This is a genomic window from Nocardioides hungaricus, assembly GCF_054782915.1.
The window spans coordinates 227,120-242,580 of sequence record NZ_BAAGRO010000019.1 but is presented as its reverse complement, the minus strand read 5'-3'; the positions used below and the strand labels follow the sequence as shown (position 1 = coordinate 242,580).

The window sequence follows — 15,461 nt, the reverse complement described above, 5'->3', positions numbered from 1 at the left end:
TTCCGGGCCGGTGCGCGACGATGGCCGGTCTCGTCGTCAGACGCGCACCGCGACGGGCTCGGCGCCGCCGGTCTCGAGACTCTGCATGAGCTCACCGACGGTCGTCTCGAGGCTCCACCCTCGCTCGGCCACGCTCGGCCAGTCGCGGTGACCGTTGCCCGCGATCTGGACGGTGAACACCATCTGATCGGCCACTGCCGTCGAGACGATCAGAACGTCTCCCAGAACGTCTCCCAGAACGTCTCCGCGCTCATCCATCTGCTCGACAACCCAGCCGACGGTGTCCGTCGCGAGGCAGCAGACGAAGGTGTAGACGCCCATCGCGTCTGGTTCGAGGCCGTCGAAGACGCGCTCTCCGTACGGATCGGAGGTGAGCAGGCCCCAGAGCCGGTCGACCACCTCGCGCCTCTGCTCGGCGTGGTCGTCGATGCTCCACCGCAGTACGAACTCCTCGCCGTGGGCCCCCTCGCCGCGGAGCTGGAAGTGACTCTCGACCGGAGCATCGGAGGGAGCGCCGGCGAAGTCGAGCGCGGCCCTCAGGTCCGCCCTGAGCTCGGTCAGCGTCGGACGTCCGAACGCCAGCGCCGGGACCTGAGGTGACGTCAGGGAGTAGCCGTGAGGCTGGTCCTCGGTGACGAAGATGTGAACGGCCCGCACGGTCTTGGTCGAGCTAGGCATCCCTCACCACCTCCTTGGCGCGCTCCAGGCTGAGGCCGACCTGCTTGACGAGAATATCCCTCACCATCGCCGGGCCGATCTCGTCGCCGTCGTGGAAGGCGAACACCACCCTGCCGAGACCGGGCGCGTCCATCTGCCGGTGTGATCCACGTTGTCTGGTGATCGTGTACCCGAGCTCCTTCATGAGGAGAGTCCGCAGCCTCCGGGCTCTCATCGCCTTGAACCCCGGTGCGACGGGACTCATGGACAGGCCCCGTCGCGCACGGCGTGGTTCATGGCTGGATCGTAGGCAACGGCGCCGTCTCCTCGCCGATCGTCAGGTGCGGCCTGTGGAAAGCCGGTCGTCCGGGCTCTGCGAGACTCGACGGGTGAGCAAGGTGGTCGTCGTCGGCGCCGGGATCGGCGGTCTCACCGCGGCGCGGGACCTCGTCGCGGCCGGTCACGAGGTCGTCGTGCTGGAGGGGTCGGCGCGGGTCGGCGGCAAGCTGCACCGGGCCCTCGTCGGAGGGGTCCTCGTCGACGTGGGTGCCGAGGCGATGCTCAACCGGCGTCCGGAGGGCGTCGCTCTCGCGACCTCGACGGGCCTGCCGATCGAGCACCCCACGCCGGCCTCCTCGCGGATCTGGACCGGTGGTGCGCTGCGGCCGCTGCCCCGCTCGCTGATGGGGGTGCCGCTCGACGCGGCCGGTGCCGCCTCGGTGCTGTCGGCCGACGGTCTGGCGCGGTTCCGCTCCTTCGTCCCGGGGCCGGTCGAGGGCGACGTGTCCGTGGGCGACCTGGTCGACGCGCGGTGGGGCGCCGAGGTCACCGACCGGCTCGTCGAGCCGCTGCTCGGCGGGGTGTACGCCGGCAACTCGCGGCTCCTCTCCGTCCGCGCGACGGTCCCCCGGCTGGCGACGCTCGCCGAGACCGGCTCGGTGGTGCAGCCGGACTCGGACGCGTCGGTGTTCGCCGGCATCGCCGGTGGCATGGGGCGGCTGACCGAGACGCTCGCCTCCCCCCTGGACGTGCGCACCGACGCGACCGTGCGCGAGCTGCGCCGGACCGAGCGCGGCTGGGCGCTGACCGTCGGACCGACCACGAGCCCCGAGCCGGTCGAGGCGGACGCCGTGGTGCTCGCCGTACCCGCCGCGCCGGCGGCCCGGCTGCTCGCCGGCGTCGCGCCCGCGGCGGCGGCGGAGCTGGCGCGGATCGAGTACGCCTCGATGGCCGTGGTGACCCTCGCCTTCCGGGAGTCCTCGGCGCCCGAGCTCGCGACGACGGACTCGTCCGGGTTCCTCGTGCCGCCGGTCGACGGGCGCCGGATCAAGGCGGCGACGTTCTCGTTCTCCAAGTGGGGCTGGGTCCGCGCCGCCGGCGCCGGGCTGCTGCTCCTGCGGACCTCGCTCGGCCGGTACGGCGAGGAGGCCGCCCTCCAGGCCACCGACGAGGAGCTCGTCGCGTGGTCGCTCGCCGACCTCCGCTCGGCCGTGGACCTGGCGGCCGACCCGGTGGACACCCACGTGCAGCGGTGGGGCGGCGGCCTCCCGCAGTACGCCGTCGGCCACCTCGACCGGGTCGCCCGCATCCGCGCCGCCGTCGCCGCCGTCCCCGGCCTCGCGGTCTGCGGTGCTGCCTACGACGGCGTCGGCATCCCCGCCGTCATCGCCTCGGCGCACTGGGCCGCGCGCGAGCTCGGCGTCGTCTCGCGCACCTGACGCACGTGTCGTGAAATCGCCGCGCTGACGACATCTGCGTCAGGTGCGTGCGCCACCGACGACGATCCCGCCCGTCCCCTCCGGACGGCCGGCTTGCACAATGGGACCATGAGCACCAAGGCGCAGCGGGCCCGGGAGATCAACGAGGGCATCCGCTACACGATGTGGTCGGTGTTCGCGCTCGCCGATCCGATGGGCGACGACGCGGACCGCGACGCGGAGGGAGCCGAGGTCGAGCGGCTCTTCGCCGAGCTCGCCGAGGCCGACGTGGTGGTGCGGGGCGTGTACGACGTCTCCGGCCTGCGCGCCGACGCCGACCTGATGGTCTGGTGGCACGCCGCCACCTCCGAGGAGCTCCAGGCGGCGTACAACCGGTTCCGCCGTACGGCCTTCGGCCAGCGCCTCGACCCGGTGTGGTCGCAGCTGGCGCTGCACCGGCCGGCGGAGTTCAACAAGAGCCACGTGCCGGCGTTCCTCAGCGACGAGGAGCCGAAGGCGCACGTCTCGGTCTACCCGTTCGTCCGCTCCTACGAGTGGTACCTCCTCGAGGACGCCGACCGCCGGCGGATGCTCGCCGACCACGGCAAGATGGCCCGCGACTACCCCGACGTCCGCGCGAACACCGTGGCCAGCTTCTCGCTCGGCGACTACGAGTGGATCCTCGCCTTCGAGGCGGACGAGCTGCACCGGATCGTCGACCTGATGCGGCACCTGCGCGGCTCCGAGGCGCGGCGCCACGTCCGCGAGGAGGTGCCGTTCTACACCGGCGCCCGCGTCGGCATCGCCGACCTCGTCGACCGGCTGCCCTGAGTACGTGTTGAGAAAGGGGTCGGCCGATCCCTTTCTCAACACGTACTCAGGGGTCCTCACGGAGGTACGACGGTCTACGAGTCGGCCGGCTCCAGGGTCAGGCTGATCGAGTTGATGCAGTAGCGGTCACCGGTCGGGGTGCCGTAGCCGTCGGGGAAGACGTGGCCGAGGTGCGAGCCGCAGTTGGCGCAGCGGACCTCGACCCGCTTCATGCCGTGGGAGGTGTCCTCGAGGTACTCGACCGTCTCCGCCCCGTCCGCTGGGCGCAGCGGCTGGTAGAACGACGGCCAGCCGCAGCCGGAGTGGAACTTGGTGTCGGACTCGAACAGCTTCGCCTGACAGGCCCTGCAGCGGTAGACGCCCGTGGTCTCGGTGTCGGTGTACTCGCCGGTGAAGGCGCGCTCGGTGCCGGCCTGGCGGAGGACGGCGTACTCCTCGGGCGTCAGCTGCTCATGCCACTGCTCGTCGGTCTTCTCCACGTGGTAGGCCATGCGGCGATTGTAGGTTGGCCGCATGGCGAAGACCCCAGCGGCCGAGGTCGAGGCGGGCGGGCGCGCCGTCCGCGTGTCCAGCCCGGATCGGGTGGTCTACGAGGCGACGGACACGACGCCCGAGGTCACCAAGCTGATGGTCGCGGAGTACTTCGCGAGCGTCGAGGACGGGCTGATGCGGGCGCTGCGCGACCGGCCGACCGCGCTCGAGCGGTGGACGAACGGCGTACGCGAGGGGATGAGGCTGGCGACCGGCCCGCAGGACAGGGACGCCGACGCGTTCTACCAGAAGCGGGTGCCCCAGGGCGCTCCCGACTACCTGGAGTCCGTCGAGATCACCTTCCCCTCGGGGCGCACGGCCGAGGAGATCTGCCCGACCGAGATCGCGGTGCCGGTGTGGTGCGCACAGATGGGCACGCTGGTCTTCCACCCGTGGCCGGTGCGCCGCGCCGACGTGGACCGCCCCGACGAGCTGCGCATCGACCTCGACCCCCAGCCCGGTACGTCGTTCGCCGACGCCGTCCGGGTCGCCGGAGTCGCCCGGGAGCTGCTCGAGGAGCTCGGCCTGCGCGGGTACCCGAAGACCTCCGGGAACCGCGGTGTCCACGTCTACGTGCGGGTCGAGCCGGCGTGGGAGTTCACCGACGTCCGGCACGCGGCCATCGGCTTCGGCCGCGAGCTGGCCCGCCGCGACTCCGGGGTCACGGTGGACTGGTGGAAGGAGGAGCGCGGCGCGCGCATCTTCGTGGACTACAACCAGAACAACCGCGACCGCACCATCGCCTCGGCCTACTCGTTGCGCCCGCTGCCCGGTGCCCCGGTGTCGACGCCGGTGACCTGGGAGGAGCTCGCGGGCCTCACCGACCCGCGTGGCTTCAACCTGTTCACCGTGCCCGAGCGGCTCGCCTCCGATGGCGACCCCTGGGCGAGCATCGACGAGACGGCGTACTCGCTCGAGCCGCTGCTCCAGCTCTGGGAGGAGCTGCCCGGCGGCGAGCTGAACTTCCCGCCCGACTACCCCAAGATGCCCGGCGAGCCGCCGCGCGTGCAGCCCAGCAAGAAGGTCGCCGAGCACTGGGACGAGCAGGGCAACCGGGTCGAGTGAGGCGTCAGCCTGCCGGGACGACGCCATGCGCCGCATCGCGTCGAGCGGGTCGGGCGATCACGCGGGAACGGCTGCCTTGGACCTCAGGTAGAGCTCGTCCGGAGCCCAGTCGGCACCGTTCGGCCAGGAGATCGTCCCGGCCTCGGGGTCGACCGCGACCTGGAGGAAGACCGCGTAGTCGCCGAGCATCGGCGAGAAGAGAGGCCCCCACATGAGTGGCTCCATGTCGATGACCTTGACCTCGTCGGTGTCGAAGGTCAGCTCGAGGAGATAGCGGCCGAGCACACGCACGGCCGTCACCGACACCAGGTCAGGATCGACTGTCGGGTTCGTCCGGTTCGCCGTCATCGCTCTTCCCCGTCCTCAGGCTTGCGGTCCAGTCTAGCGACGGGCTCCTGTCTCAACGCCGACTCGAATGCGGCGAGCGCTTCGGCCCGGTGCTCCGCGAGCAGCCTGCGTATCCGCCGGTGCTGCTGTGCGGTCAGGGACCCGGCGAGGATCTCCCCGGACTCGACGGCCACGGTGGCGAGACGTCGGCGCCCCATCATCACTGCGACGTGAGTACGTGTTGAGAAAGGGGTCGCGACGGCCGACCCCTTTCTCAACACGTACTGAGGCAGCCGATGCTCCTCTCGGCTGTAGAAGTACAGCTTGAAGCCACCACCGTCGTACCAGATGGGTGCCATCTGCATCCTCCGACTCCCCAAGGCATCCTCGGGAGCCGAGCGTAGATCGGACCTCCGACTGCGCCGCGCACTGTGGCGAGGGCCGTGGCAGCACGGGCCGACCGTAGGCGAGGATGGACCCGTGAGCGAGGACGATCGTGTGGCCCGGGCCGACGGCGAGCCGGGCAAGCACGGGCCGGCCGGGGCGAGCCGCTGGGCGGCGTACCTCGACTGGGTGCGCCGAGACATCGCCGACGCGGTGCTCCGGCTGAGCGAGGAGGAGCGGCGGACGACGCGGCTGGCGTCGGGCTGGACGCCGATCGAGCTGCTCAGCCATGTGCTGCACATGGAGCAGCGGTGGTTCGTGTGGGGATTCCTCGGCGAGCACGTCGAGGAGCCGTGGGGCGACTGGACCGTCGACGAGCCGTGGGACGTCGAGCTCGGCGGGCGCTGGTACGTCGCCGAGGAGGTCAGCACCGAGGAACTGGTCGCCGGGCTGTGGGCGGTGGGGGAGCGCACCCGGGCGGTGCTGCGGGACTTCCCGCTGGACGCGACCGCGTCACCGGGTGGCCGGTTCGCGGCGGACCCGCCGACGCTGGAGTGGATCTGCTTCCACGTGCTCGCCGAGTACGCCCGGCACGCGGGTCATCTCGATATCGCCGTGGAGCTGGGCGACTCCTGAGCGATCAGTCGACGGCACGCCAGGCGGCGAGGACCGCCTCGACGTTGGGGCGGACCTGCCGGCGGGCCTCGCCGCGCTCGACCCCGGACATGAGCAGCTCGTCGTACGCCGTGTCGTGGTGCCGGACCGAGGCGACGACGGCCAGCGTGACCGCCTCGGGGTCCAGCGACCGGCCCGCCGCCGAGCGGCCGATCCGCCCGCTGCCGCGCACGGTGGCGTGCCGCGCGACGGCCTCCGCCCGCTCGGCCGGGCAGCCGGGGAAGGCCAGCCGGATCTCCTCCGCGAGCCGTGCGACCAGGTCGACGTCCTGCTCGGCCCGCCGTTCGCGGTCGCGCTCCCGGCGGCGGGCCCGGGCGTCCTCGTCGGCCAGGCACTGCCGCTCGGCGGCCTCCAGTGCGGGCTCCTCGACCAGGATGCCCTGCCGCTCGTAGCGCTTCCGGGTGGTGCTGAACCGGACGACCACCGCGCTCAGCCGGCTCCCCTTCCTCGCCCGGCGGGTGAGCGCGGCGTCGCCGGACGGCAGGAAGACCAGGTGGCCGAGGTCGGTGCAGGCCAGGCACAGCGGCCCGGCGTCCGCCATGACCAGCAGTCCGCCCTCGGTCTCGCCGCACTCGGCGCAGGTGAACGGTCGGCGGGGCCAGATCACCACGAGATCCGGCGTCGGCTCGGTGGCCATGGGCCCGATCCTCCCAGACGGCTCAGACCGCGGAGTCCTCCACGGACGGCGCGAGGGAGGCCCCGAGGGACGCCCCGAGAGACCCATAGAGCGGCCGGAGTACGTCGAGCAGCCCGGTGCCCCGGACGGTGAGGTCCACCGCGGGCAGCTGGGCGAGCAGGGCGTCGCTGGCGGTCCGGGCCGGCCCCCGGCGGGGGAGGTCGGCCTGGAGGGAGAAGTAGCGGTCCAGGCACTCGGCGAGGGGCGGGCCGGCCGCCTCGGCGACGTCGGCGGCCGGCGGTCCGTCGGTGCGCGCGGCCTGGAGGTTGGCCAGCAGGTCGTCCCGGTCGCGGCCGCGCCAGGCGAGGATCGCGAACGGGTCGTCGTCGAAGGACTCCGCGAGCAGGTAGAAGACCGAGGCCAGGTGCTTGCAGGGCACCGCCCAGTCCGGGCACGAGCAGTCCATCGACAGCTCGCGCGCGGTGGCCGGGAACAGCGACAGCCCGAGCTCGGCGAAGACGTCCTCGATGTCCTCGGGCATCTCGCCCGCCAGGAGCCGGGCGAGGTACCAGGCGTTGCCGGCCAGCTCGCCCTCGACGGCCGCCCACTCGGACTTGCCGTAGGCGGTGATGCCGATCCGGACCCGGTAGGGCCGGGCGCGGCTGCCCTGGACGAGGGCGGTGACCGAGCCGGCGTCGATCTCCAGCGAGATCACCTGGCCCTTGCGGGCGTAGCTGCGGCCGCGCTGCAGCCGGCCGCCGACGCCGATCTCCTCGAGCACCGCGACGAACCGCTCCGACCACCAGGACTGGGCGATCGCGCCCCGCTTGCTGCGGGCCTTGAGCCCGCCGTCGACGGCCCGGGGCTTGGCTATCGGAAAGAACCCGGAGCTACTCACCGACGGCCCCCTCGCCGAGCGCGAACACCTGCCGCAGGTCCGCGGTGGACAGCTCGGTCAGCCAGCCCTCCCCGTCGCGGATGACGAGGTCGGCCAGCGCCCTCTTCTCCTCGATCATGTCGTCGATCCTCTCCTCGAGGGTCCCGGTGCAGATGAACTTGTGGACCTCGACGTTGCGGCGCTGCCCGATCCGGAAGGCCCGGTCGGTGGCCTGGTTCTCGACGGCCGGGTTCCACCACCGGTCGAGGTGGATCACATGGTTGGCCGCGGTCAGGTTGAGGCCGGTGCCGCCGGCCTTGAGGGAGAGCAGGAAGATCGGCGGCCCGTCGCCGGACTGGAAGCGGGTCACCATCTCGTCGCGCCGCTTCTTCGGCGTACCGCCGTGCAGGTAGGCCACGTCGGTGTCGAACCGGGCGGACAGGTGCGGCAGCATCAGCTCCGCGAACTCGGTGAACTGGGTGAAGCAGAGCACCCGGTCGCCCTCGGCCAGGATCTCCTCGAGGATCTCCTCCAGCCGGATCACCTTGCCGGACCGGCGGCCGACCTCGGAGCGGTCGTGCAGGATCTGGGCCGGGTGGTTGCACACCTGCTTGAGCTTGGTCATCGCGGCCAGCACGTTGCCGCGCCGCTCGATGCCGTCGGACTGCTCGATCCGCTCCATCATCTCGTCGACCACGGACTGGTAGAGCGAGGCCTGCTCCACGGTGAGCCGGCAGTACTGCTTGAGCTCGATCTTCTCGGGCAGGTCGTCGATGATCGCCGGGTCGGTCTTGAGCCGGCGCAGCACGTAGGGCCGGGTGACGGCTCGCAGCCGCTCGGCCGGCTCGGTCGCGCCGTGCCGCTCGATCGGGATCGCGTAGCGGGTTCGGAACAGCTCGGGGGAGCCCAGCATCCCGGGGTTGAGGAAGTCCATGATCGACCAGAGCTCGGCGAGCCGGTTCTCCACCGGCGTACCGGTGAGCGCGACGCGGTGCGCGGCGGACAGCCGGCGGACGGCCTTCGCGGTCTGCGACAGGCTGTTCTTGATCGCCTGCGCCTCGTCCAGCACGATCCGGTGCCACTCCAGGTCGACCAGCTCGTCGACGTCCCGGGCGGCCGTGGCGTAGGTCGTGACCATCAGGTCGGTCCCGGCCAGCCGCTCGCGCAGCCCCTCGCCGCGCAGCCGCTCCCGGCCGTGGTGGGCGTAGACGCGCAGCGTCGGCGCGAACTTCGCGGCCTCCCGCTGCCAGTTGCCGACCAGCGACATCGGGCACAGCAGCAGCGTCGGTACGGCGTCTGGTTGCTCGGCCCGGTGCGCGGACTCCAGCGCGAGCAGCTGCACGGTCTTGCCCAGCCCCATGTCGTCGGCCAGGCAGGCGCCGAGCCCGAGCGAGGACAGGAACTCCAGCCAGGCCAGCCCGCGCTCCTGGTAGGGGCGCAGCGTCGCGGCGAACTCCTCGGGCAGCGCCACCGGCGCCAGCGACTGGGCCGCGGTGCCGTCGAGGAGTGCGCCGAGCCAGCCGTCGGCGCGCACGTCGGTCACCGGCAGCGGGGTGTCCACGTCGTCGGGGTGGCTGACCGCGATCGCGAGCAGCTCGCCCGCGGTCTGCTGACCGGTGGGGGTGCGCCGGAGGAACTCCAGCCCGCGCTGCAGCTGTTCGGGGTCGACGGCGACCCAGCGGCCGCGCAGCCGGATCAGCGGGGCCTTCGCCTCGGCCAGCGCCGCGATCTCCTCGTCGGTCAGGGTGTCGTCGCCGACGGCGAGCTGCCAGCGGAAGTCCATCAGCTGGTCGCGCCCGAAGGCGGTGCCCTTCTCCACGACCCCGTCGACCGGGGTGGACGCCGACAGCTTGAGCCCCAGCCGCGCTCGACGGTCCCACCACGACGGCAGGAGTACGCCGAAGCCCGCCTCGTCCAGGGCGGGCGCGGCGCTCGCGAGGAAGTGATGCGCCCCGTCGACGTCCAGCTCGAGCGAGTCGGGGGTCGCCTGCCGCAGCCCCGGCTCGAGCTCGGGGTAGATCCGGCAGGCCCGGCCCAGCTCGCCCAGCAGCAGCTCCTGCGGGCGGGCCAGCCACCGGCCCAGGCCGCCGTCGTCGCGCCACACCTGGGCCGCGGGCACCAGCAGGCTCGGATCCTGGGTCGACTGCAGCAGGAACTCCAGCCGCCACCCGTCGGCCTCGGTGCCCGGCTCGGTGTCGCCGAGCCGGAACACGGCCCGCGCCGGGCCGACCGTCCCGACGCCGACCTCGGCCCACGGCCGCAGCGCCCGCTCCAGCTCGGCCAGCTCGGCCTCGTCGGCGTCGAACCGCCCGTCGGGCGACCGCAGCGCCGCCAGCCACGCCTCGCCGGCGGGCAGTCGCCGGGGCCGGCGTCCGCGGCGGGGCGGCAGCGGGTCGGGCGCCGAGCGCAGCCGCTCCCGGACCGCGGCGTCGGTCAGCGCGTGCAGCGCGTCGTTGGCCAGGTGGTGCGCGTCCTCGACACCCGGCACGGCGCGGCACACCGGCGGCATCGCCTGGACCAGCGCGCCCAGGGCGACCACGTCGGGGCCGTGCAGGACCGGCCGCCAGCGCGCGACCGGCCCGGCATCGGGGTCGGGGTCGGGGTCGGGGTCGGGGTCGGGGTCGGGGTCGGGGTCGGGGTCGGGGTCGGGGTCGGCCAGCGTGGGGAGCACGCGGCCGCGCTCGGCGAGCTCGCGGGCGAAGGCCGCGAGGTCCGCGAGATGAGCGACCGAGGCGCCGTACCGGACCGTCGAGCCGCCGTCGGGGCCGGCCTGGGTCAGCCAGGACAGCGCCGCGGCCGGGTCCAGGCAGACGACCGGGACCCGCCAGGACAGCAGCGCCGGCTCGGTGCGGGGCGCCGGGCGCGGAGTGACCCGGACCAGCTCGGGCGAGTCGATCGGTGCGGTCCGCAGCGACGGCAGCCGGAGCACGGCCTCGCCCGGCTTGCCGGCGTGGATCTCGCCCAGCGCGTCCGCGGTCGCGGCGAACGGGTGCGGCCGGTCCGCGCGCAGCGCCTGGCTCGGGCTCTTGACCGTGCGGCCGGAGTCCTCCGCCCAGAGGCGCAGCCCCTCGCCCGGTGACCAGAACGCGTGCAGGACCAGCACTCTCGACCCCTCATTCGCAGGACGCGACGACTGCGGGCCACGCTATCGGGGGCCGCGCCCGCGGTCGGAGACGGGCCGGAAATGGGAGAAGGCCCGCTCCGCCTTCTCGGGAAACCGAGCGCGCGGAACGGGCCTTCGTATGGACCTGCCGTTGACGCTCCCCCCAGCGCGCCCGCGGATCCCCATGCTCCGCGTGGTGGCGGTCCTCTCCGAGTTTCAAACCGGCGGCCCGACCCCCCTGAGGTCCCTGCGGGCTTCCGGTGTACTTCCGGTGTCGGAGTGTTCCCCCTGCCGACAACCAGAACAGTAGGGGGCCGACTTCCACGGCCGGGTCACGAAAGATCCACAGATCGGCCAGCGTTGCGTAACGGGTTAGCCTCGGCGCGTGCTCCTCGCCCTCGACACGGCAACACCGCTTGTCACCGTTGCCCTCCACGACGGTGACGACGTGGTCGTCGAGTTGACCGCCGAGCGGGCGATGAAGCACGCCGAGCAGCTCGCCCCGCTCATCGAGCGGGCGATGGCCGAGGCGGGCATCGTGCGCCAGGACCTCACCGCGATCGCGGTCGGCGTCGGCCCCGGGCCGTTCACCGGCCTGCGGGTCGGGCTGGTGACCGCGCGGACGCTCGGCTTCGCGCTCGAGATCCCGGTGTACGGCGTCTGCTCGCTCGACGTCCTCGCGGTCGAGGCGGTCGCGACCGGCGCCGTGTCCGGCGAGTTCGCAGTGGCGACGGACGCGCGCCGCAAGGAGGTCTACCTCGCGCGGTACGACGCCGGCGGGGAGCGCCTCGACGGCCCGGTCGTCGGCCGGCCGGCCGACCTGGCCACCGCCGCGCCGGTGGTCGGGCCGGGCGGCGAGCTCTACCCCGACGCCTTCCCGCACCGGGTCGGCCCGTCCGTCCCGAGCGCCGGGTGGCTGGCCCGCGCGGTCGCCGAGGAGCGCGCGGAGCTGCGCGACCCGGAGCCGCTCTACCTGCGCCGCCCGGACGCCGAGGCGCCGCACGCGCCGAAGCGCGTCTCGTGACCATCCGGCCGGCGGCGGCCGACGACGTCGGCGCGGTCGCGGCGCTGGAGCAGGAGTGCCTCGGCGCCGACGCCTGGTCGGCGGGCCTGGTCGAGGAGGGGATCCGCGGCACGCTGCCGACCATTCACTACCTCGTGGCCGAGTCCGGCGGCACCGTGGTCGGGCACGCGGTCGCCAGCATCGTCGGCGACATCGCCGAGCTCCAGCGGATCGCGGTCGACCCGCCGCACCGGCGTACCGGCCTCGCGACCGCGCTCCTCGACGCGGTCGTCGAAGCGTCCCGAGCGGCGAGCGCGGACCGGCTGCTGCTCGAGGTCCGCGAGGACAACGCCGGCGCGCTGGCGTTCTACGCCGCCCGCGGGTTCGTCGAGGTCGACCGGCGCCGCCGCTACTACCGCGACGGCGCCACCGCGGTCGTGCTCCGCCGCGGCCTGGGCCCCGGTTGCGGCGGCGGGAGAGGATGAGCGCCATGAGCGAGCGCCAGAGTGAGCCCGTGGTCCTCGGCATCGAGACGTCCTGCGACGAGACCGGTGTCGGGATCGTCCGCGGCACCACGCTGCTGGCCGACGCGGTCGCGAGCAGCGTCGAGGAGCACGCGCGCTTCGGCGGTGTCGTGCCCGAGGTCGCCAGCCGGGCGCACCTCGAGGCGATGGTCCCGACCATCGAGCGGGCCTGCGAGACCGCCGGCGTCCGGCTGCGCGACGTCGACGCGATCGCCGTCACCAGCGGGCCCGGCCTCGCCGGCGCGCTGATGGTCGGCGTCGCCGCCGCCAAGGCGCTGGCGCTCGGGCTCGGCAAGCCGGTCTACGGCGTCAACCACCTCGCCGCCCACGTCGCGGTCGACCAGCTCGAGCACGGCCCGCTGCCGGAGCCGTGCCTGGCGATGCTGGTCAGCGGCGGCCACTCCTCGCTGCTGCGCGTCACCGACGTGACGGCCGGCGTCGAGCCGCTCGGCGCGACCATCGACGACGCCGCGGGGGAGGCGTTCGACAAGGTCGCGCGGCTGCTCGGCCTGCCGTTCCCCGGCGGCCCGCACATCGACCGGGCCGCGCGCGAGGGCGACCGCGTGTACGTCGACTTCCCGCGCGGCCTCACGTCCCGCAGGGATCTGGAGCGGCACCGGTTCGACTTCTCGTTCTCCGGTCTCAAGACCGCCGTCGCGCGCTGGGTCGAGGCGCGCGAGCGGTCGGGGGAGCCGGTGCCGGTCAGCGACGTCGCGGCGTCGTTCCAGGAGGCGGTCTGCGACGTGCTGACCCGCAAGGCGATCGACGCTGCCCTGACCGAGGGGATCGAGGACATCCTCATCGGCGGCGGGGTCGCGGCGAACTCCCGGCTGCGCGCGATGGCCGAGGAGCGGGCCGCGTCGAGGGGGATCCGCGTGCGGGTCCCGCGCCCCGGCCTGTGCACCGACAACGGCGCGATGGTCGCCGCGCTGGGCGCGGAGCTGGTCGCGCGCGGGCGGACGCCGTCCGCGCTCGACCTCCCCGCCGACTCCTCGCTACCGGTGACCGACGTCCTGGTCTGACGGCGGGTCTGACGGCTGGTCTGACGGCACCTCGGACAGCTCCTTGGGTGCCTTCTCGTCCTCGTGGCCCGGCCACCAGGCGAGGTGGCCGAGCAGCGCGGTGATGCCCGGTGTCAGGAACATCGCCATCACGAACGCCGCGATGGCGATGCCGAACGACAGCGCGAAGCCCATCGACATCATCAGGCTGTTGCCGCTCAGCATCAGCGAGGCGAAGGTGCCGGCCAGGATGACGCCCGCCGCGGCGATGGTCGGACCGGCGTGCTTGACCGCCTCGGCGGCCGCGGTCCGAGGCGCCCGGCCCTCGCGCGCCTCCTCCCGTAGTCGCGCGATCATCAAGATGTTGTAGTCGGTGCCCAGCGCCGTCACGAAGAGATAGATGTAGATCGGCAGCATGAAGATCAGGCCCGAGTCGCCGCCGATGCCCTGGAAGACGATCACGGTCGCGCCGAGGGTCGCCGCGAAGCTGAGGCCGACCGCCGCCATCAGGTAGAGCGGCGCGACCAGGCTGCGCAGCAGCAGCGCGAGGATCAGCATGATCACCAGCGCGGCGACCGGGAACACCACCTTGTAGTCGCGGACCATCGCGGACTGGAGGTCGGCGAAGACGCCCGGCGTACCGCCGACGAGCGCCTCGGTGCCGTCCGGCGCGGCGGCGTGCGCGGCGTCGCGGATCGGCCCCTTGACGTCCTCGAGCGCCTGGTCGGAGGCCGGGTCGCTGTCGAGCACGACGCTGAACTGCGCGGCCGTGCCGTCCTCGGACGGCTGCCCGGGGTAGACCTGGGCCACGCCGTCGGCCTTCTCCAGCGCGGTGCCGAAGGCGTCGAGGTCGCCCTGCTCGATCGGGCCGTCGTCGGACCGGAGGATCACCGGCACCGGCTCGCTGGCGCCGGCGGCGAAGTGGTCCTGGAAGGTCTGCAGCGCCTCGGTCGACTCGACGTCGTCGGGCAGGCTGGAGTTGAAGTCGAAGGACGGGTTGAAGCTGAACGCGAAGACCGCGAGCACGGCGAGTACGCCGCCGGAGACGGCGGCGAAGGCGCCCGGACGCCGGCCCAGGGAGTCGCCGATCCGCGCGAAGCGGGCGCCCTTGGGCTCCTCGCGCCACTTCCTCGACGGCCAGAACAGCGCCCGGCCGAGCACGGTCACCACGGCCGGCACCAGCGTGAGCGCGGCCAGCAGTGTGACGGCGACCGCGATCGCCAGCGCGGGGCCGATCGCCTTGAAGATGCCCAGCGAGCTCAGCAGCAGGGCCAGGAACGCGACGATCACCGCGCCACCGGCAGAGGCGATCGCCTCGCCGGCGCGCTCGAGCGCGTGGACGACCGAGGCGCGGGTGTCCTCGCCCTGGCGCAGCCGCTCGCGGTAGCGGAACAGGAAGAACAGGATGTAGTCGGTGCCGATGCCGTAGAGGACGACGACGAGGATGGTCTCGATCGAGGAGTCGGCCTTGAGGTCGAACGCCTCGTTGGCCCAGCCGATCAGGCCGGTGGCGACCAGCGACACGATGGTCACCACGACCACCGGCATCAGGCAGATGATCACGCTGCGGAAGATGATCGCGAGCAGGCCGACGATGAGCACGATGGTCGCGATGCCGACGATGGCGAGCGCCCGGTCGCCGGACTCCTGGGAGTCCAGGCCCTGCGGGACCGAGCCCGTGGTCTGCGCCGTCAGGCCGGTGCCGTCGGTGAGGTCGGTGAGGTCGGCGCGCATCGCCTTGGCGTCCTCGAACGCCTGCGGGTCGAAGCCCGTGGCGTTCTCGGCGAGGCCGACGATGCCGATCTGGACCTTCCCGTCCTCGGACACGTTGGGCTGGCCGTCGGGGCCGACGGTCACGACCTGCTGGACGAAGGTCGCCTCACCGAGCTGCGGGCCGAGCTCTTTCGCGATGCTGTCCACCTGGGCCCGGTCGTCCTGGCTGAGCTTCCCGCCGTCCGCGCGCTCGAAGACGATCAGCGCGGCCGGCGTGGTGGCGCCGGGGAACTTCTCCTCCTGGACCTGGGCGGCCTGCACCGACTCGTACTTGTCGGGCAGGAACTCCGTCTCCTCCTGCGTGGTCTGCAGCGCCGGTGCCAGCGAGACGACGGCGACGGCGAGCACCAGCCACGCGGCGATGACGAACCAGGGACGACGGGACATGAGACGACCG

General features: G+C 73.1%; 16 protein-coding genes. 7 read left to right on the top strand and 9 right to left on the bottom strand.

The genetic code is table 11. The features are described 5' to 3' along the window. Positions 1-36: 36 nt before the first annotated feature. Both ACYVKX_RS08685 and ACYVKX_RS08680 read right to left on the bottom strand, forming a co-directional pair. Entirely contained in the window at positions 37-678 is a 642-nt protein-coding gene (locus tag ACYVKX_RS08685; RefSeq protein WP_460830787.1) for a hypothetical protein, read from the bottom strand. Next, complete coding sequence (locus ACYVKX_RS08680; RefSeq protein WP_460830785.1) at positions 671-862, bottom strand: type II toxin-antitoxin system HicA family toxin; 192 nt, start codon at positions 860-862, stop codon at positions 671-673. The genes ACYVKX_RS08685 and ACYVKX_RS08680 overlap by 8 nt, the downstream gene beginning before the upstream one ends. A gap of 184 nt (positions 863-1,046) precedes the next feature. Here ACYVKX_RS08680 and hemG point away from each other — a divergent pair, with 184 nt between their 5' ends. Next, a complete protein-coding gene (gene hemG, locus ACYVKX_RS08675; protein WP_460830783.1) occupies positions 1,047-2,375 on the top strand; it encodes a protoporphyrinogen oxidase in 1,329 nt (442 codons plus the stop codon). A 108-nt stretch (positions 2,376-2,483) separates the two neighbouring features. Beyond that, entirely contained in the window at positions 2,484-3,185 is a 702-nt protein-coding gene (gene hemQ, locus ACYVKX_RS08670; protein ID WP_460830780.1) for a hydrogen peroxide-dependent heme synthase, read from the top strand. 74 nt (positions 3,186-3,259) lie between these two features. Here hemQ and msrB read toward each other — a convergent pair whose 3' ends face one another. Beyond that, positions 3,260-3,676, bottom strand: a complete 417-nt coding sequence (gene msrB / locus ACYVKX_RS08665; protein ID WP_460830778.1) for a peptide-methionine (R)-S-oxide reductase MsrB — start codon at positions 3,674-3,676, stop codon at positions 3,260-3,262. A gap of 22 nt (positions 3,677-3,698) precedes the next feature. Between msrB and ACYVKX_RS08660 the strand changes: the two genes are divergently transcribed. Further along, positions 3,699-4,781, top strand: coding sequence for a DNA polymerase domain-containing protein (locus ACYVKX_RS08660; RefSeq protein ID WP_460830776.1), 1,083 nt, complete (start codon positions 3,699-3,701; stop codon positions 4,779-4,781). A 57-nt stretch (positions 4,782-4,838) separates the two neighbouring features. Here ACYVKX_RS08660 and ACYVKX_RS08655 read toward each other — a convergent pair whose 3' ends face one another. Both ACYVKX_RS08655 and ACYVKX_RS08650 read right to left on the bottom strand, forming a co-directional pair. Next, the gene (locus ACYVKX_RS08655) at positions 4,839-5,081 is read right to left on the bottom strand and encodes a DUF2442 domain-containing protein (protein WP_460830773.1); all 243 of its coding nucleotides are present in this window, start codon (positions 5,079-5,081) and stop codon (positions 4,839-4,841) included. A 44-nt stretch (positions 5,082-5,125) separates the two neighbouring features. Beyond that, complete coding sequence (locus ACYVKX_RS08650; RefSeq protein ID WP_460830771.1) at positions 5,126-5,467, bottom strand: DUF4160 domain-containing protein; 342 nt, start codon at positions 5,465-5,467, stop codon at positions 5,126-5,128. Positions 5,468-5,588: 121 nt separating this feature from the next. Between ACYVKX_RS08650 and ACYVKX_RS08645 the strand changes: the two genes are divergently transcribed. Next, positions 5,589-6,128 carry a mycothiol transferase gene (locus tag ACYVKX_RS08645; RefSeq protein WP_460830769.1) on the top strand — a complete coding sequence of 180 codons (540 nt, stop codon included), beginning with the start codon at positions 5,589-5,591 and terminating at the stop codon, positions 6,126-6,128. Between the two features lie 4 nt (positions 6,129-6,132). On the opposite strand, the gene ACYVKX_RS08640 is transcribed toward ACYVKX_RS08645, so the two are convergent. The 3 genes from ACYVKX_RS08640 to ACYVKX_RS08630 are packed head-to-tail and all read right to left on the bottom strand — an operon-like array spanning position 6,133 to position 10,763. Continuing rightward, positions 6,133-6,804, bottom strand: coding sequence for a DUF2293 domain-containing protein (locus ACYVKX_RS08640; RefSeq protein WP_460830767.1), 672 nt, complete (start codon positions 6,802-6,804; stop codon positions 6,133-6,135). A 22-nt stretch (positions 6,805-6,826) separates the two neighbouring features. Next, a complete protein-coding gene (locus ACYVKX_RS08635) occupies positions 6,827-7,681 on the bottom strand; it encodes an SWIM zinc finger family protein (protein WP_460830764.1) in 855 nt (284 codons plus the stop codon). Next, positions 7,674-10,763: an SNF2-related protein gene (locus ACYVKX_RS08630; RefSeq protein WP_460830761.1), complete on the bottom strand. Its 3,090-nt coding sequence runs from the start codon at positions 10,761-10,763 to the stop codon at positions 7,674-7,676. Before ACYVKX_RS08630 ends, ACYVKX_RS08635 begins: the two co-directional genes overlap by 8 nt. Before the next feature lie 385 nt (positions 10,764-11,148). Here ACYVKX_RS08630 and tsaB point away from each other — a divergent pair, with 385 nt between their 5' ends. From tsaB to tsaD, 3 genes are read left to right on the top strand one after another with little or no spacing between them, the layout of a single operon-like run. After that, complete coding sequence (gene tsaB / locus ACYVKX_RS08625; RefSeq protein WP_460830759.1) at positions 11,149-11,787, top strand: tRNA (adenosine(37)-N6)-threonylcarbamoyltransferase complex dimerization subunit type 1 TsaB; 639 nt, start codon at positions 11,149-11,151, stop codon at positions 11,785-11,787. Further along, positions 11,784-12,251, top strand: coding sequence for a ribosomal protein S18-alanine N-acetyltransferase (gene rimI / locus ACYVKX_RS08620; RefSeq protein WP_460830757.1), 468 nt, complete (start codon positions 11,784-11,786; stop codon positions 12,249-12,251). Before tsaB ends, rimI begins: the two co-directional genes overlap by 4 nt. Positions 12,252-12,256: 5 nt before the next feature. After that, a complete protein-coding gene (gene tsaD, locus ACYVKX_RS08615; protein ID WP_460830754.1) occupies positions 12,257-13,312 on the top strand; it encodes a tRNA (adenosine(37)-N6)-threonylcarbamoyltransferase complex transferase subunit TsaD in 1,056 nt (351 codons plus the stop codon). Here the strand turns inward: tsaD and ACYVKX_RS08610 are convergent. Continuing rightward, positions 13,286-15,451, bottom strand: a complete 2,166-nt coding sequence (locus ACYVKX_RS08610) for an MMPL family transporter (protein WP_460830752.1) — start codon at positions 15,449-15,451, stop codon at positions 13,286-13,288. The two genes, tsaD and ACYVKX_RS08610, sit on opposite strands and share 27 nt — an antisense overlap. Between the last annotated feature and the right edge of the window lie 10 nt (positions 15,452-15,461).